The following is a 25057-nucleotide window of genomic DNA, read 5'->3' as shown; positions in this document are numbered from 1 at the left end:
TTCGCAACGAATTGATCGCGCGGGCACCGGATACCGGCGCTCTCATCAGCGCGGGGCGCGCAGCTCGCCGAGCGAGCCGTCGTGCAGCGGCTCCGTCTCCCAGCGCAGGGCGACAGTATGGTCGGGCGCGAGCTCGACGTGCAGCCGGTGCGGGGTCTCCAGGAACACCACGTCCACCATGACGCCGCCGGCCGAGGGGCCGGCGCTCGCCGCGAAGGGGCCGACCGTCGTCCATACCCCCGAGCCCGGCGTCACCGCGAACCGCTCGTCGCCCTCGGTGAGCGCCAGAGTCCAGCCGCCCTCGTCGGCCGTCACCTCGACGGCGTCGGGCCACGCCCCGACCGGGGTGTAGCTCCCGGTCGCGGGGGAGGCGCCCTCCAGCGCAGGCAGGGCCAGCGTCGCCAACCGGTCGGCCAGCCGCGCGTCCGCCTCGGCGGTGGATCCGCGCCCGACAGCGGGCAGCAGGTGCTCCCAGACCAGCGCGAGCAGCGTCCGTGTGTCCGCGGTCTGGCCGGTCAGGGCGATCACGAGGTCGTGCTCGGGCACGATCAGGCTGAACTGCCCGTAGGCGCCGTCGGCGCGGTAGCCGTGCAGCGACCGCCAGAACTGGAAGCCATAGCCCTGCTGCCAGTCGGGCCCGCCGTCCTCGTGCGTCGGGACGTGCGCGCGCGAGGCTTCGGCAACCCACTCCGGCGAGAGGATCTGTTCGCCGCCCCAGCGCCCCTCCTGCAGGTAGAGCAGGCCGAGGGCCGCGGCCGCCTCGGTAGTAGCGTGCAGACCGCTGTAGCCGAATTCGCGCCCGGAGTCGTCGCGGTGCCAGGCGACCTCGCCGATGCCGAGCGGATCGAGCAGGCGCGGGCGCAGGAAGTCGGTCAGCGACTGTCCGCTCGCGCGCTGAACGACGGCGGCGGCCGCGAAGGTGCAGGGCTGGTTATAGGCGAAGACGCTGCCCGGCTCCCGCTCCGGCGGGAGGAGGAGGAAGCCGCGGACGAGGTCGACCGGGTCCAGAGCCTCGGCGCGGTCGATGGTCTCGGCGGAGTGACCGCTGGCCATCGCGAGGACGTCCCGGACGCGGATCGCGCGGGAGCGCGGATCCGTCACCTCGGCGTCGAGCTCGGGGAAGGAGGCGAGGACGGTGGCGTCCAGGTCGACCAGCCCCTCGGCGACCGCGAGGCCGACGGCGGTCGAGGTGAAGCTCTTGCTCAGCGAGTAGACGAGCTGCAGTCGCTCCGCCGTGTAGGGCGCCCACCAGCCTTCGGCCACGACGGCGCCGCCGTGCACGAGCATCAGGCCGTGCAGCTCCACGCCGGACGCGGCCTCGACCGCGTCGAGGAAGGCGAGCGCCCCTGTGGCGTCGAAGGAGCGGGCGGACGGGGTGCTTCTCGGCAGTGAGCGCGTCATCCCCCGATGCTAGGACTTCATCGCCGCGTGAAGTTGGTGGGTCAATTCACTAAAGATACTAGTTGATCCAATTTACCTAGGAAGCGCTCGAGGCTGTGGTTTCTCATGCGTGCTAGTTCGAAATCCATGCGCGCTGTCAGGCGCGGTTGCCATGTCGGCTTCACGTATTTTCTTGGTTTGAGCGCGTCTTTGATCGCGCCCTGCCCACTTTTTCCCGAATCAAAAACCAGGTCTAACTCTAGTGTTTCTGCGCTCGCGTAGAGCCACGATTCGAAGTCGCGATCTGCTAATGCGACAACGACCGGCTTTCCTACGTCGACTGTTCGCGCGAGGAGGCTCGGGCCCAGGTGAGCGACGCAGTCACCTTCTCCATCAAGCACAACGAGAACCGCTCGACACCCGGGCCTAGCCGCGGCGGTTGCGACGTACCCTTCCAGCCCAGTTGCTTTGAGGGCTTTGTCGCGGCCATGAGCAGGAACTGGTTTCCCGAAGAGATCACGGTACTCGCCCCGGGTGTGTAGAGAGGACCGAAGAAGGATGGGAAGAGCGCCCTTATCGCCAGCGCCTTCGACAACGAGTCCACTGTACGGAGCATCCGCCCCCGCTGTCATGATTCGGTCTCCACGTCCAGCGAGTCTGCTCGCAAGAGTTCACCAGGGGTGATCAAATTCTTTTGTACTGTCTGAATGGTGTGTTTCGCGACCAGCCCGATGTGCGACTCTCCGTCCTCGCTCGATACGACGCGGAGTGACTCGATCGGAACAGAATCGACGATATCTGCACCTGCTTGTACGACAAGAAGTTCGTCACCTCGAGAGCTGTGAACCGTGCCCGAATGATCGGAGGTGTTTCGATCGTCATGGTCGTACCTTACTGAGCTTCTCGAGATTCCGTCTCCGGGTCGGCAGGGAAGGGCCCGATCCCAAGCAAGAAGCGGAGGATCGCATTGACCGGCGCGCGCAGGGCGGGGCCTGACCCCAGCTCCCACTCCGCGTCGGTCGGAGCGAGGGTTCGCCCGCGGACGGCGGCACGGATCGCAAGCGGTGCGCGCTGCAGTCGGTCCAGCGCCACGCCGCCGGAGATGCGGGAGGAGAGCGCCAGCGGTCCGAGAGAGAGGGCGAGCTCGACGCGGACGACCTCGACCAGCTCGGCGACCGATCGGGGCCCCTCGCCCGAGCGGCGAGCGGTGGCGAGAGCGGCCAGGGCCGACGCGAGTTCGGCAGGCGGGGGAGGGGAGGAGGCCTCGCGCGCGCCCATCCGCGTCGCGAGGCGCTGACCGGTGCTGCTCGAGAGCCGCACGACGAGGTCTCCGAGCAGGGCGTCCCGGGAGACGGGACTGGCCGCCTCCCCCTCCGCGGTGGAAGGAGAAGCGGCCAGGACGGCGAGGCAGTCGAGCCTCTCGGCGACGAGGGGGCGCCAGTCGTTGCTGACGCCCGACTCGTCGACCGAGGGCCCGGTGCCCAGCGGTAGGAACCGCGACCAGTCGGGCACGACCGCAGGGCCTAGCGTCCGCCCGAGCGGCGCTTGTTGTAGACGTCGAAGGCGACCGCGAGCAGGAGCACGAGGCCCTTGACCGCCTGCTGCCACTCGCTGCCGATGCCCATAATCGACATGCCGTTGTTCAGGACGCCGATGATGAGACCACCGATGATCGCGCCGCCGATGGTGCCGACGCCGCCCTGCACCGCCGCGCCGCCGATGAACGCGGCCGAAATGGCCTCGAGCTCGAAGCCGTCACCCGCCTTGGGTCCCGCGAGGTTGAGGCGCGCGGTGAAGACGAGTCCGGCCAGCGCCGCGAGCACACCCATGTTGACGAACAGCCAGAACGTGACGTTGCGCGTCTTGATGCCCGAGAGTTCAGCGGCGTGCAGGTTGCCACCGATCGCGTAGACATGGCGGCCGAAGACGGAGCGGTTCATGACCACGCCGTAGATCAGGACGAGCACGGCGAGAATGATCAGGGTGACCGGGATGCCCTTGAAGGTCGCGAGTGCGTAGGCGAAAGCGGCGACGGCGACGGCGACGAGGACGAGCTTGATGACGAACCAGGCGCCCGGCTCGACGCTCTGCGCGTACTTCTGGCGGCCGCGGCGGGTGCGCACGGACTGCACGGTGAAGGCGACGATCGCGAGCGCGCCGATGACCAGCGACAGCGGGTCGAGCTTGGTCTCGCCGAACAGGTCGGTGAGGAAGCCGTTGCCCAGGGCGCGGTACTCGGTGGGGAAGGAGCCGATGTTCGCGTTGCCCAGGACGACGAGCGCCAGGCCGCGGAAGATCAGCATGCCCGCCAGTGTCACGATGAATGCCGGGATCCCGACGTACGCGATCCAGAAGCCCTGCCATGCTCCAACGAGTGCGCCGATCAGGAGGGAGAGGGCGATCGACAGCCACCACGGGAGCCCCATTGTGACGGCGAAGACTCCCGAGATCGCTCCCACGAACGCTGCGACCGAGCCGACCGAGAGGTCGATGTGCCCGGCCACGATGACCATCACCATGCCGATGGCGAGGATCAGGATGTAGCCGTTCTGCACGATCAGGTTGGAGATGTTCTGCGGGCGGAGCAGGATCCCGCCGGTCATCACCTCGAACAGCAGCACCACCACGATCAGGGCGATGAAGATGCCGTTCTTGCCGAGGTCGCCCAGCACATGGCTGAGGCGCTTGGTGAAGGCATTTTCGGTGGGCTTCACCTGCGCTCCCGCCGCGGTGGACGGGTCATTCTGCAGATCGGTCATCGTTGCTTCTCCTGAGTCATGAGGGTGAGGACCGCCTCGGGCGTCGCCTCGGCGATGGGCAGCTCGCCCGTGATGCGGCCCTCCGACAGCGCGTAGACACGGTCGCAGATGCCGAGCAGCTCCGGCAGCTCGGAGGAGATGACGATGATCCCCTTACCCTGCGCCGCGAGCCGGTTGATGATGGTGTAGATCTCGTACTTCGCTCCCACGTCGATGCCGCGGGTGGGTTCGTCGAGGATGAGGACGTCCGGGTCGGAGTAGATCCACTTCGACAGGACGACCTTCTGCTGGTTGCCGCCGGAGAGTTTCCCGGTCTTGGCGAGCACGGTCGGCGACTTGATGTTCATGCTGCCGCGATACTCGTTGGCGACCTCGAACTCGCGGTTATCGTCGACCAGTCCGCCGCGGGCCACCTTGTCGAGCGACGCGAGCGAGATATTTCGCTTGATGTCGTCGATCAGGTTGAGGCCGTAGTGCTTGCGATCCTCAGTGGCGTAGGCGAGGCCGTGGGCGATCGCCTCCGAGACGTTACGGATCTTGATTTCTTTGCCGGCCTTGAAGACCTGGCCCGAGATGCGGCTGCCGTAGGAGCGGCCGAAGAGGCTCATCGCGAATTCAGTGCGCCCGGCGCCCATCAGGCCCGCGATGCCGACGATCTCGCCGCGGTGCACCGTCAGGTTGACCTTGTCGACCATGACGCGGGTCGGATCCTGGGGGTGGTGGGCCGTCCAGTCGACCACGCGCAGGATCTCCTCGCCGATGTGCGGCGTGTGGTCCGGGTAGCGGTGGTCGAGGTCGCGGCCGACCATGTCCTTAATGATGCGGTCCTCGGTGACGTCGTCGTGGGCGATCGTCTCGATGGTCTTGCCGTCGCGGATGACCGTGACGGTGTCCGCGATCTTCTTGATCTCGTTTAGCTTGTGGCTGATGATGATCGACGTGATTCCCTGCTGTTTGAGGTGCAGGATCAGGTCGAGCAGGTGGTCGGAGTCTTCGTCGTTCAGGGCCGCGGTGGGCTCGTCGAGGATGAGTAGCTTCACCCGCTTGGAGAGTGCCTTGGCGATCTCGACGAGCTGCTGCTTACCGACTCCGATGTCGAGGATCTTGGTGGTCGGGTTCTCGCGTAGACCGACCCGGGCCAGCAGCGATGCCGCCTCCTGGTTGGTCTTGTTCCAGTCGATCAAACCGCCGAAACCACGCACCTCGTTGCCGAGGAAGATGTTCTCCGCAATGGAGAGATAGGGGCTGAGGGCCAGCTCCTGGTGGATGATCACGATGCCCTTCGCCTCCGAGTCGCGGATGCTGGCGAACTGCATCACCTCGTCCTCGAAGACGATGTCGCCCTCATAGGTGCCGTGCGGGTAAACGCCCGACAGGACCTTCATCAGCGTCGACTTGCCGGCGCCGTTCTCCCCACAGATTGCGTGGACTTCGCCGCGCTGTGCGTTGAGCGTGACGTCCTGGAGCGCCTTCACGCCCGGGAACGTCTTGGTGATGCCGCGCATCTCGAGGATGTTCGTCGTCACGCCGCCTCCCTTCCTTCGTAGAGCCGGGCCCCCTCTCGAAGGCCCGGCGCAAGTGTGCGCGTCACCACAGGTAGACGCGAGTGCAGACCGCCCCCGTCCCCGGAAACGTCTCCGCGGTTCTCAGCGGGGTGAGCTGCAAGGCGGAGAAGGGAGCGATACCGGAGGTATCGCGACCGACGACAACGCCGCAGATCGCCCCGCTGAGGGCCGCGTTCGGATCAGCCGTTGACTTCCGCATCCGTGTAGTAGCCGCCGTCGACGAGGACCGACTGGATCTGGTCCTTGGTGACGATGACCGGGTCGAGCAGGAAGGACGGGACGACCTTCTTGCCGTTGTCGTAGGTCTCGGTGTCGTTGACCTCAGGCTCGGTGCCCTCGAGGACGGCCTGGGCCATCTTCACGGCCTCCTTGGCGAGCTCGCGGGTGTCCTTATAAATGGTGGCGTACTGCTCACCGGCGATGATCGCCTTGACGGAGTCGAGCTCGGCATCCTGACCGGTGATGATCGGGAAATCGGAGCCGACGGTGTAGCCGGCGTCGGTCAGAGCCGAGATGATGCCGCGGCTGAGGCCGTCGTAGGGCGAGAGAATACCCTGGACCTTCGAGCCGTCGGAGTACGTCTTGGTGAGGATGTCCTCCATACGGCTCTGGGCGACCTCGCCGTCCCAGCGGAGCGTGGCGACGGTGTTGAAGTCGGTCTCGCCAGACTTGACCACGAGGGTCTTGTCGTCGATATACGGCTTCAGAGTGTCCATCGCGCCGTTGAAGAAGAACGTCGCGTTGTTGTCGTCGGGGCTACCGGCGAACAGCTCGACGTTGAAGGGGCCAGCAGGGGCGCTGGCGGCCTTCGCGCCGGTAAGGTCGGTCAGACCGAGGCCCGCGAGGAGCGAAGTGGCCTGCTGGACACCCACCTTGTAGTTGTCGAAGGTGGCGTAGTAGTCCACGTTCTCGGAGTTGCGGATGAGGCGGTCGTAGGCGATGACGGGGATGTCGTTGGCCTTGGCCTCCTCGAGCACGCTCGTGAGGGTGGTGCCGTCGATCGAGGCGACGATCAAGGCCTTGGCGCCCTTGGTGATCATGTTCTCGAGCTGCGAGACCTGGGTGGGGATGTCGTCCTCGGCGTACTGCAGGTCGACCTGGTAGCCGGCCCCCTCGAGCTGCGACTTGACGTTGTTGCCGTCAGCGATCCAGCGCTCGGACGACTTGGTCGGCATTGCGACGCCGACGAGGCCGCCGTCGCCGGATCCTGAGCCCGAGCCGCCACCGGTTCCGGAGGAGCAGGCGGCGAGGGAGAGGATCATCGCTCCACCGGCGATGCCGGCGATGAGAGCGCGCTTCATTGTGGTCACTGTGATTCCTTCGTCATTGAATGCAGTGGATGCAGGGTCGCCCTCGGAATCGGGGCGGAGCTGTGATGCTATGTGAGCGATCACATTGCGTCATGCTAGACCCGACGGCGCCCTTCGTGTCAACGCTGACGTCTCGACTCGGTAACGGGCCTCGGGCTCGCCGATCAGGCGCGAGCGGCCCGGGCGCCGACCGAGCGGGGAACGGCCGTGGACCCGCGGACGACCAGTTGCGGCGCGATGGGGGCGGTCGACTCCGGTCGCCCGCCCTCGATCAGGCTGAGCAGTGCGGCCACGCACCGGCGTCCCAGCTCGACGAAGTCCTGGCGGACACTGGTCAGCGGCGGCCAGTAGAACGCCGCCTCCGGGATGTCGTCGAAACCGATCACGCTGACGTCCTCGGGGACGCGGACACCGCGCTCGTGGAACGCGCTCATCAGCCCGAGCGCCATCTGGTCGTTGCCGGCGAAGACCGCGGTGAAGTCGATGAAGCGCGAGAGTTCCAGGCCGACGCGGTGCCCGCGCTCCGCGCTCCAGTCGCCCAGGATCGGCGGGCGCAGCGGGATGGAGCGGTGATCGAGTTCGGCGAGGTAGCCGCGCATCCGCGCCTCCGCCTCGATCCAGTCCTGTGGCCCGGCGATGTGCACGATCTCGGTGTGTCCGAGGTCGATCAGGTGGCCGGTGGCCAGGCGGGCGCCGGCCATCTGATCGACATAGAGCGCGTCGTCGCGATCGTCTTCGCTCGTCTGCAGGGTCACATGCGGGATGCGCAGCGCGACGCCCGAGAGGATGTCGAAGACGCGGATCTGCGGAGCCACGACCACGAGGCCCTCCACCGCCTGGTTGAGCAGGTGCCGGATCCCGGCCTGGATGGATGCCCCGTCAGTCCCCTCGACATTGGCCGTGACCACAAGGTAGCCCGCGTCGCGCGCCGCGACCTCGATGGCCTGGATGCTGGACGCCGGGCCGTACTGCAGGCTCTGCGAGGAGAGCACGCCGATCGTCCGGGTACGGCTGGTGACCAGCGCCCGTGCGGCGAGGTTGGGGCGGTAGTCGAGCTCGGCCATCACGTCGAGCACGCGCTTCTTGGTCTCGGCGCGCAGGCTGGGGTGGTCGTTCAGGACGCGGGAGACCGTCTGGTGTGAGACCCCGGCGGCGCGGGCGACGTCATAGACGCTCGGCGCCCGCGACGCGGGCTTGTCTTCCGGCATCGGGGCACCGCGACTCTCTGTGATCGGCGCCTCCGACGCTGGACCGGGGCGCCCTCGCGGGCGACTCGCCCGTCCGCGGGCGCGTGTGAGCACACTTTACGTGCCTCCGAGCGAGGCCCACATACAGAAGGATTCTCGGATTTCGATGCGCCGACTGCTCGGCGTTCTCGAGCGGGCGGCTCCGTGCTCGTCGTCGTGGTCGCCGTGCGCTGAACGGAGTCGGCGCCCTGCCCCACTCCGACACAGGATCGCGGAGTCGGTCAGCCCTCGAGAGCGTGCCGCACCGCATCGTCCACGATGTGGCTGACGTGGGTGTCGGCGACGGAGTAGTGCGCCTCGCGGCCGACCCGCTCGACCGCGACCAGACCGGCGGCCCGGAGGGTGCGCAGATGCTGCGAGACGAGGGGCTGCGAGAGCCCGGTGTTCTCGGCGAGGTGCCCGACCGTCGATGGTTCGGCCGCGAGCGCCCGCAGCAGGCGTAGTCGTGAGGACGAGGAGAGCACCTTGAACAGCTCGGCAGCTGGTTCGAGGTCCTCGGTCATCTGCACATCCAATCAGACGTGCGGGCGAGCGGCCGGTTGGCCCGGGGCCTCTGCCCTGCCGCATGTGCACCTCTGGAGTGGATGTCGGTCGGGCGAACTTCTGCGTCGGCTTGAGCCAGCTGTCCCAGTGGACCACTGACGGGGGCCGCCCGCGCGGGCATCTGCGAGAGCTAGCCGACCGTGACCGCAGCCGCGGACGGACGGGTGCCCTGTCGCATCCAGACGAAGAAGCCGACCAGGGTGAACGCGCCGTAGAACACGTACATCAGGCCGGAGGCGTAGTAGCCGGCCGAGAACAGCAGCGGCACGCCGACCAGGTCGACCGCGACCCAGATGAGCCAGAACTCGACCCAGCCCTTGGCCATGCCGTAGGTGGCGAGCACGGAGCCGACGAAGATCCAGGCGTCGCTCCAGACCGGCTCGTAGGAGCCGAGCGCGCGGAACACCGGCGTCAGCACCGCGGTACCACCGACCAGGCCGAGCACCAGGAGGCCTCGGGTGCGCCACGACGCCCAGCGCGGCTCGATCAGGGTCGCGGAGTCGTCGGGGCGGTGGGTCCAGCGGTACCAGCCGTACACGCTGACGAGGATGAACATCACCTGCCGCCCGGCCTGGCCGAGCAGGGTGACCGGATTCGGCGTGCCGAACAGGGCGCCCATGAAGACTGTGAACAGCAGCACGTTGCCGATCAGGCCGACGGGCCAGGCCCAGACCTTCCTCCGCATTCCGCCGAGGGCGCTGAGCAGCCCGAAGACGTTGCCGATGACCTCTCGCCAGAGCACGGTCTGATCGCCGATGACGATCTGCGCATCGAACAGCCAGTGCACGAGGTCCACGAGGCCTTCATTTCTGAGTCGGGATGCCGGGTGGTGCAACCCTGCGCCGTGCCGGGCCATTCCCCGCGCGGGCGTTGGGCACGGGCCCGGGCCGCTGATGACGGCAACGGGGACCTAGCGCGCGCTCGACGCGCTCGTCGAGGCCGGCCGACGCCCCGCGGCGCCGGGGCGACCGTAGGCTGGCGTGATGACGTCCCGGGTGCGACTCCTGCTGGCTTCTTCGCACCCCGGGCCGACCGTCACCGTCACCGTGCTGGCGACCGTGATCGCCGCGGCATCCGGGCATCCGCTCGCACTCGTCGTGCTGGTGGCGCTCGCCGTGCTGCTCGGGCAGCTCTCGATCGGGCTGGCGAACGACTGGATCGACGCCGACCGCGATCGGGCGGTGGGGCGCACCGATAAGCCGGTCGCGCTGGGGCTGATCAGCGCGCAGGCGGTGCGCGGGGCCGCGCTGGCTACGGCGGTGGCGGCCGTGCTGCTCTCGCTGCCGCTCGGACCGGTCGCCGCGAGTGCGCACCTGGTCCTGGTCGCCGCGGGGTGGGCCTACGACGCGGGACTCAAGCGCACGCTCTGGTCGGTCGCTCCGTTCGTGGTGGCCTTCGGGCTGCTACCGGTGGTCGCGGTCGCGGCGGGCGAGGGACGCCTCCCCGCCTGGTGGGTGATCGCGACCGGGGCGGTGTTCGGCGTTGCGATCCACTGCACGAACGTGCTCCCCGACCTGGTCGACGACGAGGCCACGGGCGTCCACGGATTCCCGCACCGCCTCGGGCTCCGGCTCTCGGGAGTGGTCGCTTTCGGATCGCTGGTGGTCGCGGCGCTGCTCGTGCTCGGCGGTCAGCTTCTCGGCGACGACCCGGTGCGCGGCGGGGGAGTAACGCTGGCGGCCGTCGGGACCTTCGCGGTGGTCGTGCTCGCTGCGGCAGGGATCCGCCTGGTGAGGACTGGGCCGCCCACGCGGACGCTGTTCCGTCTGGTGATCGCGGCGTCGCTGGTGCTGGTGGTCGGGATCGGCCTGGCGGGCGCGCGGCTCGTCGGCTGAACGGCGGGTCCGCCGCTCAAGACCAGCGCATCGCGTAAACGCGGGCGAGCAGATCCGAGGTCGGTAGCGCGAGCGCGACGCGGAGGAACGCCTCGCGGCCGCGGTGAGCGAGCGCGCCGAGCGGGCGTCCGAGCGCCATGTTCGCCTCCGCCTGACGCGCAGCGCGACGGGCCGCGACGGTGCGGCGCCGCGCGAAGGCGGGCCAGGGTCCGGCCTCGCCGCGGTGGACGGCACCGGCGAGCAGCGGAGCGAGCTCCGCGGCGTCGAGCCAGCCGAGGTTCATGCCTTGCCCGCCGATCGGACTGATCTCGTGAGCGGCGTCACCGATCAGGACGACGCGGCCCACGCCCATCCGCTCGGCCTCGCGACGCCGCACCCCGAAGCCGCTGAGCATCGTGCAGGTCGCTGGATCGGCCTCGGCGCCCGTCCGGTCGCGGACTGCGAGGGCCAGGGCGAACGCCGCCTCCTGGTCCGGGGCCTCCTCCGGCCGCCACGCGGGAGCTCCGAGCGAGCGGTCGGGGCCGCTCAGCGCGACGTAACGGCGCCTCCCGCCCGGGAGAGGGAACGACTCGACCACTCCCGCCGGGCCGACGTCGACCAGCGCGGTGCCGATGAGGCGGGCGGGTTCAGGGTCGGCGAAGTCGCCCATCACGTAGCGGTCGGGGTAGTCGCGGCCGGTGGTGCGGATGCGGAGCAGCTCGCGGACGGTGCTGCGGGCGCCGTCCGCGCCGACGACGAAGGCGGCGCGGACCACGACCGGTTCGCCGCCCGGACCGATGCCGGTCGCCTCGACCCGGGAGCCGAGCGGAACGAGGCCGGTCAGCCCGAGTCCGGGGCGCAGCGCCTCCGGAGCCGCCGCCCGCAGCCGCTCGCGGAGGATCGCCTCGGTGCGATGCTGGTCGAGCGTCACGACGTAGGGGTGGGTGGCGGAGGCGCGCGCGAACGATAGCGTGCCGAGGGTACGCCCGCGGCTGCGCGCTACGCCCTCGCGGACGCGGATGGCCTCGGCCAGCACGGGCAGGTCGGCGTCGATGACGGCGAACGCGTCGAGCGAGGGCGGGTGGATGCCGATCGCTCGCGAGCCGCGCGGCACGGCCGGGCGCCGCTCCCACACCTGCACGGCGACGCCCGAGCGCGCGAGGAGCCCTCCGAGCAGGAGTCCGACCGGCCCGCCGCCGATCACGAGCACGTCCGTTTCCGCTGCCACGGGGCGAGCCTAGGGAGTGGCGCCGCGGCGGGCGAGGGGGTGCGCTCGGCCGCCACACCTGCCCAGGCTGGGCTCACAGCGCGCCGACGGGCACGCCGCACTGCACGGCCGCGTCACTCCGGAGCGACGACCAGCTCGCCGTCGGCCGCGCGCGAGACGCACGGCATGATCCAGGAGTCCTGCTCCTCGGGCGTCAGCACACGATCGCGGTGCTCCGCCGAGCCGCGGACCAAGCGCAGCCGGCAGGTGCCGCAGGTGCCCGACTCGCAGGAGGAGTCGACGTCGATCCCTCGGGAGCGCAGCGCCGTGAGGAGCGAGCGGTCAGCCGGGACGGCGACGGCCGTGCCGGTCGGCTCCCAGACGGCGGTGAAGGGAGCGACCCGGTCGCCGAGGGCGTCGACACCGGCGAAGTCCTCCACATGGATCCGGCTCGGACGCCAGTGCACGGTGAGGGCGAGGACGTCGTCGATCAGCGCGGTCGGGCCGCAGCAGTAGACGCGGGCGTCGTCGTCCGGCTCGGCGAGGAGCGGCCACAGGTCGAACCGGCCGTGAACCGAGCTGTGGTGCACGAGAGAGCCGTCGGCCGAGAACTCGTCGAGCCAGGCGGTGTCTTCGGGGGTGCGACTGAGATAGACCACCTGCACGGCCGACCCGCGGGCCCGGAGCTCAGCGGCCATTGCTCGGATTGGAGTGACGCCGATCCCACCGGCGACCAAGAGGTACCGGGCGGCCGGCTGGAGAGCGAAGGTGTTGGCGGGAGGCGTGGAGGAGAGGACGTCACCGATGCGCACCTCGTCGTGCAGGCTCCGGGACCCGCCCCGTCCGTCCGGTTCGCGGCGCACCGCGATCGCGTAGTGCGAAGGCTCGAAGGAGCCGGGCTCGATGAGGCTGTAGCTGCGACGGTCGCCGGACGGAGCGGTCAGCGTGAGATGCGCGCCCGCCCAGTAGCCGGGTAGCGGTGCGGCGTCCGCGCTGCGCAGGACGAAGCGGGTGACGGCCGGGGTGAGCGCCTCCCGCTCAGTCACCACGAGCCGCACCTCAGTCACGGAGCACCAGCTCGTCGCCGACGTCGAGCGCGCCCGCGTCGAGCACCTCCGCGTAGACGCCGAAGAGCTCGTGCCCGTACGTCGCGTGCAGCAGCTGCGGGACCGGTAGGTCGCGCCGTCCGGTGCCCGGCTCGACCTCAGTCGCAGCGCACCGCTCGGTGGCCTTCGTGATCCGCAGCCGAAGGCCGCCGGCGGTCAGCTCGCGTCCCAGCAGATCGAGTTCGCTCCAGGCGGGCAGCCCCTCGAGGTGAATGTTGCCGCGGAACCGCAGCGGATCGACGTCGCGGCCGGTGCGCTCGGCGAGATCGCGGACACTCGCCAGATTGATCAGCGAGACGTACTCCATCTCGATGTCGGAGCTGCGGGCGGAGTCGGTGAAGCGGCGACCCTCGTCTTTCGCGATCACCGGTTCCTGACCGGGTGGCAGATCGAGCACTCGCGCGGCGAACGAGCGCAGCGCGGCGCGCCCCTCCTCCGCACCGAGATCCGCGGTGAGGACACGGTGGCCGCGGACGTCGACCGAGAGCACGCCGCTCTCGAGGTCGAGGTGCGTGGTCAGCCCGGCGAGGCGGGCCTCGGCGACGAGCACGAAGTACTCGCGCTTGGAGATGCCGTGCTGCATCCCGGGACGATAGGCGCCGCCGGGGCGAGCGAGGGCGATCGTGCGGTCGAAGGGGACGCCGCGGCCGGCGGTCAGCACAACACGGGGGAGGGGCTGCGGAGTCAGGCCCTTCACGGGGTAGACGAAGAGGCCGTCCACGCGGGTGGTCATGGGTCCATCCTGGTGCATCCCGTCGGGCGGCCGGGCTCGATCGCGCGGCCTGTGGCGCGGGTCAGTACTGGAGCGAGAGGCCGGCCAGGGGCGGGACGACCAGTGCGCCGAGCGCGGTCGCGAGCACCAGCATCACGACTCCGAAAGCGGCGAAGAGCGCGCCGATCCGGGTGGTGTCGAGGCCGCCCTGGTACGCCAGGACCGGGACGACGGTGGTAAGCGCCGTCCGCCCGATCTGCGCGAGGACGAGCACGACCGCGAGCACCAGACCGATGATGCCGACGACATCGTGGGGTCGGGGCTGCGGGGGGACGCAGTCACGCGGTCGAGCCTCGGTGCGCGCGCGGCCGCTGGGCGAGCGGGGTTCCTGTGGGGACGGGCGCTCGCTGTCCCCTTGCGGTCGGACCGCGACGCCCGCACGCTGGGGCCATGAGCGGATGGAGCGTGTTGGAGATCGTCGGGGCCCTAGTGGTCGCCCTCGCGCTGATCGGACTCGCCGTCGCCGCCGTCGCCGTCGGAGCGGGCGACGAGATCGCGTTCGTCGGTGTGCTCGTCGCGTTCGCGGTGGGGGTCACCGGACTCGGTCTCCACATCGCCGGCCGAGAGGCCCGCTACCGCCGCGACAATCGCTGAGGAGTCAGTGTCGAGTTCCACCAGCAGAACGCCGGTTCCGCGCTCGTCAGGTCTAAAGACCGCTTCCCACCTCGGTGACGGACGCCCTCACCGCGCGAAGTGGGCGCGCACCTCCGCCTGCCAGCGCTCACGGTCCTCCTCCGAGATGAACGCCGCGTCGAACGAGTTCAGCGCCAGGCGCTCCAGCTGCGCATCGTCCATGCCCAGCTCCTCGACCAGCGCGCGATAGTTCTCGTCGACGTAGCCGCCGAAGTAGGGCGGGTCATCGCTCGAGACCGTCGCGACCAGGCCCTCGCGGAGCATCGCGGGCAGCGGGTGATCCGCCATCGTGACCACCGCGCGCAGGGCGACATTCGACAGTGGGCACACTGTCACCGGGATCCGCCGATCGCGCAGCATTGCGACGACCGCCGGGTCCTCCATCGCGCGGATCCCGTGGTCGATCCGCTCAACCTTGAGCAGCTCGACGGTGGCCGCGACCGTCTCTGGCCCGCCCTCCTCGCCCGCGTGCGCGACCAGGCGCAGTCCCTCCGCCGCCGCGCGGGCATAGACGTCGACGAACAGCTCCGGGCCAAAGCCCACCTCATTCGAGTCGAGCCCGACGCCAATGATGTGTTCGCACCAGGGGAGGATCGCCGTCAGCATTTCGTCGGCCGCCTCGGCACCCCGATCGCGGAGAAAGCACATGATCAGGGCGGTCGAGACGCCGTGGGTCTCCTCGCTGCGGCCGAGCGCGCGGGTGATGCCGGTCATCACGGTCTCGAGCGCGACCCCGTTGCCGAGGTGCGTCTGCGGGTCGAAGAAGATCTCGGCGCGGCGGACGTTCGACTTCTGCGCCCGGTCGAGGTAGCCGGTCGCGATCTCGAAGAAATCCCGTTCCGTTTTCACCACGGTGAGGTTGGAGTAGTGCAGCTCGAGGAACGAGGCGAGGTCGGTGAAGGAGTACCGCGCTCGGAGGGCGTCGAGGTCCTCGGTCGGCAGGGTGACGCCGTTGCGCCGCGCCATCTGGACGATGTGCTCGGGCTCGATCGTGCCTTCGAGGTGGATGTGCAGCTCGGCGCTGGGCGGGGCGGGGAAGGCGGGTCGGGGCATCGGTCCTCCGGGGTGCGACGGGCGGGTCGCTCCCGACCGTAGGCCTCCGCTGTTTCGCGCGGGTTTCCTGGGAGCCGGGCCGCGCCGTGGCCAGCGCCGCGAGGGAGCGGTGATCACGTCGCCGGAGTGGAGCCGACCGCCCTCCGGGGTCGGCGTCGCAGCCGCAGCCTGGTCGCCAGCTGCCCTGCGGTGACCCCATCGCCGGGGACACGTCACCCGCGTCGGGCCGGCCCCACGGGTGTGCGCGGAGGCACGCCGAGTCCTTCCCGTCCACGCAGGGTAATTGCGGGCTCAGCGCCAGTGGGCGAGTTCGGAGCGGAGGGTCGCGCGGGCGCGGGCGAGCAGGCCGCGGACCGTCGATGCCGAGAGGCCGAGTTCGCGCGCAATCGCCTCGTAGCTGCGCTGCTCCAGCTGCCGCAGCTCCCAGCAGCGGCGCTGAGCCGCGGGCAGCGCGGCGAGGACCCGGTTGGCGTCGGCGGTGAGCGACCCGCAGTGCGCGGCGTGCTCCGGGTCCTCGTCAGCCGGCGCGGGAAATTCGTCGTCCAGCTCTGCGCGCAGCCGCGAGACGCTGGAGCGGAGCCGGTCGACGCTGCGGCGCCGGACGGTCGTGACCAGCCAGCCGGCGATCGTCTCGCCGTCGATCACACTGTCGACATGGGTCCAGGCCGCGAGGAAGGTCTCCTGCACCACGTCATCCACGTCGGCGCTGCTGCCGAGAGTGCGCGCGGCGGTCGCGCGCAGCAGTTGGGAGTAGCGCCGGATGATGGTGGCGAACGCTCGGTCATCGCCGTCCGCGGCACGGATGACGAGCATCCGATCGGAGTCGGGCTCGAGTAGCGCCAGCGGCGGTGCGAGGGAGCGAAGCCTGGTGGGGCGGGCGGAGGCGGTCGTGGTGAGCATGCGGACTCCGGTCGACGAAACGTGTATGCAGGGTTCGGAGGCGCGCTCGTGGCCGGTTTCCTGCGCCGAGGCCCCAGACCGAGGGGTAACGCTGTTGGCGGGTCGGGGACGTCGGTGCCGTTCGCGTCAGTGCTCGCCGATGACACTCGCCTCCTGCGACACTCGTCCAATGCCCGGCTTCCACCACGTCGAACTCTGGGTCGCCGATCTCGACCAGGCTCTCGCGGAGTGGGATCCGCTCCTGCGCCTTCTCGGATTCTCCGCCGACGGCGCGTGGCTCGAAGGACGCTCCTGGAGCGCGGGAGGCGCCTACCTCGTCCTCACGACACCGCCCGCTCTCTCCGGCGACAGACACGACCGGCGCAGACCTGGCGTGAACCATCTCGCCTTCCGCGGCGGTTCGCCGGAGCAGGTCGACACGATCATGACGGCGGCGCAGGACGCGGGCTGGCGTCCGCTCTTTTCCGACCGCTACCCGCACGCCGGCGGGCCGCAGCACTACGCGGGCTGGCTCGAGGACTCCGCCGGGCACAAGTGCGAGATCGTCGCCACGGAGTCGGAGACCGGCTAGCGTCGGCGCGACCACCAACGGCGGCGGCGTGCGGGCTCGGCCTCAGCACGGGCGAGGGCTGCCGCGGTGCGTGCAGCGCGACGCTGCGACCAGGCGGTGACCTCCGCATCGACGTCCCGAAGCGGAGTGACGACGGGCGGTCCGCCGAGGAGCTGCCGCCGCGCCTCGATCACCCGCTTAGTGAAGTCGGCGAGTTCGGCGCGCACCTCGTCCTCACGGTGCAGACGGTCGAGCCGCTCGTTGAGCGTGCGGTCCTCGGTGCGGAGGAGGAAGGCGGCCGGGCCGATTCCGGTCAGGTTCTCGCGCTCGATCTTGCGGCGGATCCACCAGTCCGGGTCGTGGGCCGCGCCCAGATCCACCAGCGGCTTACCCGCGCCGGGCAGGTCGTCGAAGTCACCGCGTCGGATCGCAAGCTGGATCGCCGTCTCGACGAACGCCGCCCGCTCGAGCGGGTCCTCCGGCAGGTCCGGCCGCTCCGGCTCCTCCTCGCCTGCGGCGTCGGCACGGTAGCGGGCGGCCCGTTTTCTCGCATCGGACATCCCTCCACGCTAGAACGCGCTCGTCGTCACGGGCAAGTGGCGGCCCGCGGCGCCGTGGGAGTGCCACCCACCACTGTGGTGACGGGCAGCACTCACACGGCAGCACTCACACGGCAGCCGCATTCACTCCGGCGCCGAGAGGCATCGCAGCGCGGACCACGGTCACTGGCGTCACTTGCAGGGCGGCGACTTCTTGTACCAGACCTGGTAGACCCCGTTCACCAACCGGATCGCGACCAAACCGGCTCCGGTCTCGACGCCGGAGGCCGTCTCGGGCTGCACAGCGCCGTTCTCGCCGTGGATGCTCCCGTCGGAGTTCTGGAACACGAGTCCCGCTGAGCCAGGACTCGAGACGATCCGGATCGCGTCCGCCGAGTTCTCGACGGGTTTCTCGGAGGTCTTTCCGGTGCTGGCGTTGTAGACGTAGAGGCCGTCGGACTTCTTGTACCAGACCTCGTCCTTTCCGTCGACGGTGCGGATCGAGACTAAGCCGGCGCCCGTGTCGACTCCCTTCTCCGTCCCCTTCTTTGTGACACCGTCGTCGCCGTGGATACTCCCGTCGGAGTTCTGAAACACGAGCGCTCCCCGCCCGGAGCGGGAGATGATCGTGATCGCATCGGCCGAATTCGCCACCGGTTTCTCTGAGGTCTTTCCGGTGCTGGCGTTGTAGACGTAGAGGCCGTCGGACTTCTTGTACCAGACCTCGTCCTGGTCATTGACGGTTCGGATCGAGACAAGGCCGGCGCCCGTGTCGACTCCCTTCTCCGTCCCCTTCTTTGTGACACCGTCGTCGCCGTGGATACTCCCGTCGGAGTTCTGAAACACGAGCGCTCCCCGCCCGGAGGTCGAGACCACCGTGATGGCCTTCGCCGAGTTTTTGATCGGCCCGGCGACCGTGCCCGTGCCCGCGTCGTAGGTGTACAGCCCGTCGGACTTCTTGTACCAGACCTCGGGATTCCCGTTCTGCCGGATCGAGATGAGGTGGGCCTTCGTGTCCACACCGGACTCGGTGCCTTTCTTCACGTCGCCGTCGTCGCCGTGGATCGTGCCGTCCGAATTCTGGAACACCAGGTCGGCGGAGGTGCTGACCGCGACCACCTTGATGGCGTTCGCCGAGTTCTTCACCGGCCCGGATGTCTTGCCCGTGCTCGCGTCGTAGATGTAGAGACCGGTTTTGGCGGAGGGATCGGCCGAGACCGGGGCCGAGGCCGAGAGCGCATTCGACGTCGCCGCGAAGGTGCTCTTCCCGCCGCGGGCCGGCACCGAGATGTCCGGAAGGGTGATGAGCCCGTCGGAGCCGGTCGTCCCGGTGTAGGAGGTCGTTCCGCCCGCGAAGGTGTAGCCGTCGGCGAGCTTCACCGTCACCGAGCGGCCCGGGTCCGCGGTTGTTCCGTCGGTGGTGCGCTTGACCTGCACCCCGGAGATCGTGCCGCAGGCGGTCCCGCTGTACGAGGACCGGGTGAAGGCGAGCGTCGGCGACCCGGAGGCGGCGGCGGCGGGCGTGGCGGTGGTGACGGCGACCGCGGGGACGGCCCACGCGGCTCCCTTGACCAGGGTCCGGCGTCCGACTCCGTTCTCGGCGGGGATGCTCCAGCCCTCGCTCAGGGCGATGGTGTGGGGGGTGGTCGGCTTCTTCATGCAGTACTCCGATGTGCTCGGTGATCAGGACGGTTCACATCGTGGGGATTCTTCGGCGCCGTGAGTGAACCGGACAGCTGATCGGAGAGAATCCGGGTCGTTCTTCGAGAGGATCCGGTAGCGAGGCCCCCGCGCACCGGGGCGCCCGCCGGCGCCCGCGCATCATGGGGGCAGCACCCGGAATGGCTGCTCTGTCTTGATCCGCTGCACGGAGGTCCGAATGCCGACCTGTCACGACGTCCGGCGCGAGAGCGGGATGTCCCTTGTTCGGGAGGAGGCTGCGGAGTGGCTGGCCGCGAAGAACTACTGCGCCTCCGTCGTGTCCTCGAATCTGCGGGTCGTGGGTGACTGGGTCGTCATTGATGAGTTCTCGCTGGGCCGCTTTTACCACAACGCCCCGGTGCTCATCCGGCACTCGAGCGGGAGCGGAGTAGCGCTGCTGATCGTGGTGGACGGGGGCGTGCACGTCACCCGGGGCGCGGAGAGCTGGGACCTGGACAAGGGCGACGCCCTGGCGATGCCGCGGGACTGCCGCGTGGAGCTGTGCAGCGTCGGACCCTACGGTGTGGTCGAGGTGGAGTTGGGGGAGCAGTTCAGCGGCCGGTACGCGGTCGAGAACGGGACGGTCCCGACCCGAATCTCTGCCGAGACGGGGACCCTGCGCCTGCTCGTGAGCGCGAGTTCCCTCACCCTCACGATCGCCTCGAGCATCGACTGCTCCGAGTGGCGGCACCTCAGAGACGTGATCGAGGCGGCGGCGGGAGGGGCGCTGCGCTGCGCCGACTACGGCAGTGAGGTCGCCGGGCCCTATTCCGCGCTCCTGCGCAGGGCTCGGGAGACGATCGGTCGCCGAGCGCCGGAGCCGGATTTCAGTGTGACGGCCCTCGGCAACGCGCTGGCCGTGTCGCCCGCGCTGCTGCATCGCGCCTTCGCCGCCATCGGCAGCACCCCTCTCACCGAGATCCGGCGCGAACGGGTGGCCGCGGCGCGCCGGATGTTGAATCGTCGGCGCTCGCCGTCCCCCGTCGAGCTGGAGAGGGTTGCAACGCTGTCGGGCTTCCGCTCGCTGCGGGCGTTGCGCACGGCGTCGCGCGCGATCGACCTGCATCGGAGCGGCTAGCGTCGGCCCCTCGATTCGCAACGGGCGGGCGCTGGTGCTGATGGGGGTGCGGGTACAAATGCATATGGCGCCACGAGCGCGCACGACGACCGGTATTCAGGCACCCTCAAGAGCGTGACGACGACTGAGCGTGATTCGATCATCACCCCCATACAGCCCCGAGCGAGGCAGACCTACGATGCGCTGGTGAACGCGACGCGTGAACTCGTCCGGGAGCGTCGTGGTGCTTGGCCGGCGACCAGCGATGTCGCGGAGCGGGCCGGTGTCTCCATCGGGAGCCTGTACCGCTATTTCACCGACATCCGGCACCTGATGGCGACAGTGCACAGCGACGATCAGGTGTTCCGGGCGCACCGCGAGCTGCTCCGAGCCGCCGGTGCCGCCGCGCGTCGACGGCCGAAGCCCGGCGCGCGACAGCAGGCGGAGGCGGCCCTCGAGGCCCTGATCCTGGTGCTCAGCGAAGACCCGGATCCGGAACTCGCCGCGGCCGTCTGCGAATAGGGGCGGGGCTGCGAGGACGTCGCGTCCGGCGGGGGTGATGGAGTTCCCGTCGCCCTGGGGCTCAGTACCGGGTCGTCCCCGTCGTCGTCCCGTATTCCTCGGCTCTCGTCACGTCGTTCTCTTCCCCTCGATGGAGACGAGGCTTTGCGACAAGGTTCACCTCGACAGCGCGGGCGAGACGGCGCCGCCTCACCAAGCGGAGCCTGGACATGATCGCGGAGAAATGACGCGGTAATCCGTACCACAGCAGCGCCTCGAGTTCCCCGAATTGCTCAAGAACAGGAGTGGAAGAAAGGAGGATCCTCGTCGATCGTGGAAGAGTGGGAGAAGACTCATTGACCCGGGATGGATGGTGCGGATAGTTTTGTCGCCGACGGAGCATCTGCTCGGTCTACTCCGCTGTCACGAGAAAGTGCTGTCTATGACTCAGCGTGACCGTTTTCAGGCCGGCTCTCGCCGCCGAAGAACCAGGCTCGCTTCGATGGCCATCGTCCTGGCGCTCAGCGCGATCGGCGCCTTCGCGCCGCCCGCTAGTGCTCAGGTACCGATCCGGTTGCAGACGCCCATCGTCGCGGGAAGTACCGTGGTCACCTCGTCGGGACGCTGCACGGTCGGTGCGGTCCTCATGCGGTATGGAGCGGGATCCTTCCGTTCCCCTATTGCGGCTGCGACGCGATATCTCGTGGTGGCTAAGCACTGTGCGGATCACATCGGGAGGCAGTTCTTCATGAACGGCGTGCTGATTGGATCCGTCACCTGGATGTCGGGCACCAATGATGTGGAACTCGTGCAGGTCCCACCCGAAGTACCTTCTGCGCAGGCCTGCCCCAGCTATGGCTGCTTCGTCGATCGCGTGCCCAGGCCGCGCGCGGTAGGACAGGTCATCCTGGGCCCCCCGAACCGTGAGGCACGGGTGTCGATGCTTGCGCCGGGCAGTCCGGCCCCGGGGGAGCCTTTCTGCACGAGCGGCAGCACCACCAACACGAACTGCAACTGGGTGTCCGAACCGGTCAGGCCACCGTACTGGCGATCGACCGAAGGCCTTTTGGCCCGCTCCACCAATGCGACGGGAATCGAGGCGGGGGATTCCGGCGGGGCGGTCGTCAGTCAGCAGGGCACCTTCTACGGTATCATTCAGCGGGGAGGACGCTTTCTTGACCCGAACCTGATGCAGTATCTCCCGGCCGCGGAGATCTTCCGGCAGATCGAAGGCACATACGGTATCGCTCCAGGATAGTGCCGACCGTCCGCGTGGTGCTGACGTCACTCGCGCGAAAGAGTGCTAAAGATGCCTTCTCCCGCGGTCGCTTCTCTGGACAGTTCCTTCCCTGAAGGTCTCGTCTCGCTCGGCGCCTTCGCGCCGCCTGCGAATGCCGAGTTACCGGTTCGTCAGCGGATCCGATCATCGCGGGAAGTATGATGTACAGCTCCTCGGGGGCGTGTACGGTCGGGGCCGTCCTCAAGCGGTACGGACCGGGATCCATGTCCTTACTCGTCGCGATTGCGACGCGATATCTTTCTGGCTCAGCACTGTGCGTCCCATATCGGGGCGCAGTACAGCAGGAACAACGTCGGTCGCCGGAGGATGCGCCGTCGTTGTCTCCGTGCCCTCCGGGCACTCCGAGTGGTAGTACGGTAGACCGTCAATGTTCGCGCGAGAGAGCGCTGAACAGGTCCTTTCTCACACTCGTGAAACTGTGCAAGAAGACTCATCCGGTAGTGAGAAGCGGCGCAGCCTTTACGCTTAGTCTTTGTCATTGACGGAGCATTCGCTCGGTCGATTCCTACTGAGCCGACCCGCTCCGTCAAGAGTGCGCCGATTCTGGGGGTCACATCGTTCGAGCAGCCGTCAGCTTTCCCCGCTTGCGCTGTGCCGAACGCCCGCGAAAAGAAAGTGACGAAGATGACACGTCGTACTCGACTCCCCGGATCCGTCCGCCGTCGAAAGATACCCCTAGCGCTGATGAGCGCCGTCCTGATCCTCGCCTCACTCGGCGCCTCAGCGCCACCCGCGAGCGCTGACCCGCCGGTTCGAGAGCGGAGGCCGATCGTCGCGGGAAGCTTCGTGACCGAGGCGGGAGGGCACGGCTGCACAGTCGGCGCCGTTCTCAAGCGATATGGAGTGGGATCTCGGGTCTCGGCCGTCGCGGCGGCAACGCGGTATCTCGTCCTGACCAAGCACTGTGATCCTCACATCGGGGCGCGGTTCTGGCTCAACGGCGAGGTCATCGGATCCGTCACCTGGATGTCGGACACCGACGATGTGGAATTGGTGCAGGTTCCGCCCGACTCTCTCACTCATGGCTGCTTCAGCTACGGGTGTATGGTCGGCGGCTTCTCGCCGAGGCCCCTCGCCGTGGGAAAGGTCATCATGGGTCCTTTGCAGCGCGAGGCGCCGGTGCGGATGCTGCCGCCGGGGAGCCCGGCCCCGGGTGAGCGTTTCTGCACGAGCGGCTCCGTTAGCAGCGTGAACTGCAACTGGGCATCGGAACCGAATAGACCCGCGAACTGGGGAACCAACAGGGGACTGATTATCCGCTCCCTCAACGCGACGTCGACGGGTGCTGGTGATTCCGGCGGGCCGGTGATCAGCCGGCAGGGCAACTTCTACGGCATTATTCAGAGAACAGGGAACAGAGAGAACATCAACCTGACGCAGTATCTCCCGGCCGAGCAGATCTTCGAGCAGATCGGTAGCGAGTACGGTATCGCTCCCGGATAACCCTGGGGACCCGCGCTCTCCCTGAGCTGACGCGGGAAGGCCGGCACAGGCGGCGGCGGCGCCCCGCGGAGGACGCGCCGCCGTCGCCATCCCCTCCGGTCACTCCGACGGGTAGCCCGGCGACCTCGGCGAACGCCGACGTCCCCGGCAGGTGCACCATGCCGGTGCCGTGCAGCCGCACGATGCGCGGACGCGGCCCGAACGAGGCGAACATCAGGCACACGCGGCCGTTCTCGCGCAGGTGTGCGATCGTCTCGACTCCGCTGCCGGTGTAGTCTACCCAGCCGACCCGGCGTGCACCGAGGATCGAGAACGAGTCGTGACCGCGCGGCGACCTGTTCACCTGTCCGCCCGCGGCGAGGGGCGCGGTGGCGACGAACCACATCGGCTGCTCCCGGATCCAGGCGGTCAGGCTCTCGTCGATCTTGTCGTAGACGTGTGCCACGGTCTCAGGAGGTCCCGGCCGCGCGGCGCACCAGCTCGGTGACGGCTGCGCGGGTCTCGTCGTCGGCGGAGGTGAGCGCGTACGCGGTCGGCCAGAGCGTGCCGTCGTCGAGCTGTGCGCTGTCCTGGAAGCCGAGGGTGGAGTAGCGGGTGCCGAACTTCGCGCCGGGCTGGAAGAAGATGATCGCCTTGCCGTCGGCTCGGGCGTAGGCGGGGAAGCCGTACCAGGTCTTCGGCAACAGGTCGGGCGCGGTCTCGCCGACGACCTCGTGCACCATCTGCGCGATGGGCCGCTCGATGTCGGTCATCGCCGCGATCGCGGCCTTTGCATCCTTGTGGTCGGCGTCGGCTTTATCGGCGCTCTTCTGCCGCTTCGCCTCCGCCCGCAGCTCGGCGGCGCGCTCCTTCATCGCTGCGCGTTCGTCCTTCGAGAAACCGTCGTCGGAGGCCATATCGGTCCGTCCCGTGCGTCTGGGCCCCGCCGTCGGAGGCTCCTTCGCACATGGTGGCAGCGTCCGCGGCCCCACACAACGGCCGAGCGCCGGCGCGGATACCGTGAATGGATGCGCCTCCTTCTGATCCGCCACGGCCAGACCCCCTCCAACGTCGCGGGGCTCCTCGACACTCGGATCCCCGGGCCCGGGCTGACCGATCTCGGCCGCAGCCAGGCCGCGGTGCTGCCGGCCCAGCTCGCCGGCGAGGGCATCGGGGCGCTGTTCGTCTCGACCCTGCTCCGCACCCACGAGACCGCCGCTCCGCTCGCCGCAGCGCTGGACCTCGAACCGATCGAGCGCGCGGGGATCCGCGAGGTCGCGGCCGCGGGGCTCGAGATGCGCGGCGACGAGGTGGCGGTCCGGGAGTACCTGGGCACAGTCTTCCGCTGGGCCGGCGGCGAGACCTCGATCCGGCTCGCGGGTGGCGAGACGGGCGTCGAGTTCGCGGCGCGCTACGACGCGGTGGTGGCGGAGGCGGAGTCGCTCGGTCACGGGGTCGTCGCGCTGATCAGCCACGGCGCGGCGATCCGCTGCTGGGCGGGCCTGCGCTCGCTCGACCTCGACTCGCGCTTCATCACCGAGCACCTGCTCGAGAACACGGGGGTCGTGGTGCTCGAGGGCTCGGGCGATGCGTGGTCGCTCGTCTCCTGGCAGGGCGAGCCGGTCGGCGGAGTCGGCGCGACGGCTCCCTCCGGCCCGGCCGGCGAGACCACGGCCTGAGCGCGAGCGCCGCCGCCCA

At 69.1% G+C, this 25057-nt stretch carries 27 protein-coding genes; 8 read left to right on the top strand and 19 right to left on the bottom strand.

Translation table 11 applies throughout. From position 1 onward, the window contains the following. Positions 1-45: 45 nt before the first annotated feature. The 9 genes from C1O28_RS10170 to pnuC form a co-directional block, all read right to left on the bottom strand. Complete coding sequence (locus C1O28_RS10170; protein WP_097165345.1) at positions 46-1401, bottom strand: serine hydrolase domain-containing protein; 1356 nt, start codon at positions 1399-1401, stop codon at positions 46-48. Between the two features lie 41 nt (positions 1402-1442). Further along, on the bottom strand, positions 1443-1781 hold the full coding sequence (locus C1O28_RS15950) for a hypothetical protein (RefSeq protein WP_338052141.1): 339 nt from the start codon (positions 1779-1781) through the stop codon (positions 1443-1445). Between the two features lie 490 nt (positions 1782-2271). Then, complete coding sequence (locus C1O28_RS10160) at positions 2272-2892, bottom strand: hypothetical protein (RefSeq protein WP_097165347.1); 621 nt, start codon at positions 2890-2892, stop codon at positions 2272-2274. Positions 2893-2903: 11 nt separating this feature from the next. After that, positions 2904-4139: a multiple monosaccharide ABC transporter permease gene (mmsB, locus tag C1O28_RS10155; RefSeq protein WP_097165348.1), complete on the bottom strand. Its 1236-nt coding sequence runs from the start codon at positions 4137-4139 to the stop codon at positions 2904-2906. After that, a complete protein-coding gene (gene mmsA, locus C1O28_RS10150; RefSeq protein WP_097165349.1) occupies positions 4136-5665 on the bottom strand; it encodes a multiple monosaccharide ABC transporter ATP-binding protein in 1530 nt (509 codons plus the stop codon). The genes mmsB and mmsA overlap by 4 nt, the downstream gene beginning before the upstream one ends. A gap of 218 nt (positions 5666-5883) precedes the next feature. Then, positions 5884-7005, bottom strand: a complete 1122-nt coding sequence (chvE, locus tag C1O28_RS10145; RefSeq protein WP_097165350.1) for a multiple monosaccharide ABC transporter substrate-binding protein — start codon at positions 7003-7005, stop codon at positions 5884-5886. A 173-nt stretch (positions 7006-7178) separates the two neighbouring features. After that, the gene (locus C1O28_RS10140; RefSeq protein WP_097165351.1) at positions 7179-8222 is read right to left on the bottom strand and encodes a LacI family DNA-binding transcriptional regulator; all 1044 of its coding nucleotides are present in this window, start codon (positions 8220-8222) and stop codon (positions 7179-7181) included. Between the two features lie 260 nt (positions 8223-8482). Then, positions 8483-8764: an ArsR/SmtB family transcription factor gene (locus C1O28_RS10135; RefSeq protein ID WP_097165352.1), complete on the bottom strand. Its 282-nt coding sequence runs from the start codon at positions 8762-8764 to the stop codon at positions 8483-8485. 170 nt (positions 8765-8934) lie between these two features. Beyond that, entirely contained in the window at positions 8935-9600 is a 666-nt protein-coding gene (gene pnuC / locus C1O28_RS10130) for a nicotinamide riboside transporter PnuC (protein ID WP_097165353.1), read from the bottom strand. 187 nt (positions 9601-9787) lie between these two features. Between pnuC and C1O28_RS10125 the strand changes: the two genes are divergently transcribed. Beyond that, the gene (locus C1O28_RS10125) at positions 9788-10639 is read left to right on the top strand and encodes a UbiA family prenyltransferase (RefSeq protein ID WP_097165354.1); all 852 of its coding nucleotides are present in this window, start codon (positions 9788-9790) and stop codon (positions 10637-10639) included. Positions 10640-10655: 16 nt separating this feature from the next. Here the strand turns inward: C1O28_RS10125 and C1O28_RS10120 are convergent, their stop codons facing one another. The 4 genes from C1O28_RS10120 to C1O28_RS10105 form a co-directional block, all read right to left on the bottom strand. Beyond that, a complete protein-coding gene (locus tag C1O28_RS10120; protein ID WP_097165355.1) occupies positions 10656-11846 on the bottom strand; it encodes an FAD-dependent oxidoreductase in 1191 nt (396 codons plus the stop codon). 113 nt (positions 11847-11959) lie between these two features. Then, positions 11960-12874, bottom strand: coding sequence for a PDR/VanB family oxidoreductase (locus C1O28_RS10115; protein ID WP_160487486.1), 915 nt, complete (start codon positions 12872-12874; stop codon positions 11960-11962). Between the two features lie 10 nt (positions 12875-12884). Further along, complete coding sequence (locus C1O28_RS10110; protein WP_160487485.1) at positions 12885-13664, bottom strand: MOSC domain-containing protein; 780 nt, start codon at positions 13662-13664, stop codon at positions 12885-12887. Positions 13665-13725: 61 nt separating this feature from the next. Beyond that, a complete protein-coding gene (locus C1O28_RS10105; protein WP_097165358.1) occupies positions 13726-13929 on the bottom strand; it encodes a hypothetical protein in 204 nt (67 codons plus the stop codon). A gap of 164 nt (positions 13930-14093) precedes the next feature. Between C1O28_RS10105 and C1O28_RS10100 the strand changes: the two genes are divergently transcribed. Next, positions 14094-14297, top strand: coding sequence for a hypothetical protein (locus tag C1O28_RS10100; RefSeq protein WP_097165359.1), 204 nt, complete (start codon positions 14094-14096; stop codon positions 14295-14297). Between the two features lie 87 nt (positions 14298-14384). On the opposite strand, the gene C1O28_RS10095 is transcribed toward C1O28_RS10100, so the two are convergent. After that, positions 14385-15389 carry an adenosine deaminase gene (locus tag C1O28_RS10095; RefSeq protein WP_097165360.1) on the bottom strand — a complete coding sequence of 335 codons (1005 nt, stop codon included), beginning with the start codon at positions 15387-15389 and terminating at the stop codon, positions 14385-14387. A 291-nt stretch (positions 15390-15680) separates the two neighbouring features. Further along, positions 15681-16289, bottom strand: coding sequence for an RNA polymerase sigma factor (locus tag C1O28_RS10090; RefSeq protein ID WP_097165361.1), 609 nt, complete (start codon positions 16287-16289; stop codon positions 15681-15683). Positions 16290-16458: 169 nt separating this feature from the next. Here C1O28_RS10090 and C1O28_RS10085 point away from each other — a divergent pair, with 169 nt between their 5' ends. Beyond that, complete coding sequence (locus tag C1O28_RS10085; protein WP_097165362.1) at positions 16459-16860, top strand: VOC family protein; 402 nt, start codon at positions 16459-16461, stop codon at positions 16858-16860. On the opposite strand, the gene C1O28_RS10080 is transcribed toward C1O28_RS10085, so the two are convergent. Together C1O28_RS10080 and C1O28_RS10075 are read right to left on the bottom strand one after the other, a co-directional pair. Beyond that, positions 16857-17399, bottom strand: coding sequence for a DnaJ family domain-containing protein (locus C1O28_RS10080; protein WP_097165363.1), 543 nt, complete (start codon positions 17397-17399; stop codon positions 16857-16859). The genes C1O28_RS10085 and C1O28_RS10080 overlap by 4 nt on opposite strands. A 171-nt stretch (positions 17400-17570) precedes the next feature. After that, positions 17571-19037, bottom strand: coding sequence for a ligand-binding sensor domain-containing protein (locus C1O28_RS10075; protein ID WP_097165364.1), 1467 nt, complete (start codon positions 19035-19037; stop codon positions 17571-17573). Positions 19038-19257: 220 nt separating this feature from the next. On the opposite strand from C1O28_RS10075, the gene C1O28_RS10070 reads away from it, so the two are divergent. From C1O28_RS10070 to C1O28_RS10055, 4 genes are all read left to right on the top strand, one after another. After that, entirely contained in the window at positions 19258-20157 is a 900-nt protein-coding gene (locus tag C1O28_RS10070) for a hypothetical protein (RefSeq protein WP_097165365.1), read from the top strand. Between the two features lie 186 nt (positions 20158-20343). Next, on the top strand, positions 20344-20658 hold the full coding sequence (locus C1O28_RS10065; RefSeq protein WP_160487483.1) for a TetR family transcriptional regulator: 315 nt from the start codon (positions 20344-20346) through the stop codon (positions 20656-20658). 481 nt (positions 20659-21139) lie between these two features. Continuing rightward, positions 21140-21895: a chymotrypsin family serine protease gene (locus C1O28_RS10060; RefSeq protein ID WP_097165367.1), complete on the top strand. Its 756-nt coding sequence runs from the start codon at positions 21140-21142 to the stop codon at positions 21893-21895. A 726-nt stretch (positions 21896-22621) separates the two neighbouring features. Beyond that, positions 22622-23380 carry a chymotrypsin family serine protease gene (locus C1O28_RS10055; protein WP_104249022.1) on the top strand — a complete coding sequence of 253 codons (759 nt, stop codon included), beginning with the start codon at positions 22622-22624 and terminating at the stop codon, positions 23378-23380. Here the strand turns inward: C1O28_RS10055 and C1O28_RS10050 are convergent. Next, positions 23304-23825 carry a pyridoxamine 5'-phosphate oxidase family protein gene (locus tag C1O28_RS10050; RefSeq protein ID WP_097165369.1) on the bottom strand — a complete coding sequence of 174 codons (522 nt, stop codon included), beginning with the start codon at positions 23823-23825 and terminating at the stop codon, positions 23304-23306. The genes C1O28_RS10055 and C1O28_RS10050 overlap by 77 nt on opposite strands. 4 nt (positions 23826-23829) lie before the next feature. Beyond that, the gene (locus C1O28_RS10045) at positions 23830-24276 is read right to left on the bottom strand and encodes a hypothetical protein (protein ID WP_097165370.1); all 447 of its coding nucleotides are present in this window, start codon (positions 24274-24276) and stop codon (positions 23830-23832) included. 111 nt (positions 24277-24387) lie between these two features. Between C1O28_RS10045 and C1O28_RS10040 the strand changes: the two genes are divergently transcribed. After that, positions 24388-25038: a histidine phosphatase family protein gene (locus C1O28_RS10040; RefSeq protein ID WP_097165371.1), complete on the top strand. Its 651-nt coding sequence runs from the start codon at positions 24388-24390 to the stop codon at positions 25036-25038. Positions 25039-25057 lie beyond the last annotated feature (19 nt).

Origin of the sequence: Rathayibacter rathayi (genome assembly GCF_004011095.1) — a bacterium.
GTDB lineage: Bacteria > Actinomycetota > Actinomycetes > Actinomycetales > Microbacteriaceae > Rathayibacter > Rathayibacter rathayi.
This window is presented reverse-complemented; position numbering and strand designations above follow the sequence as displayed.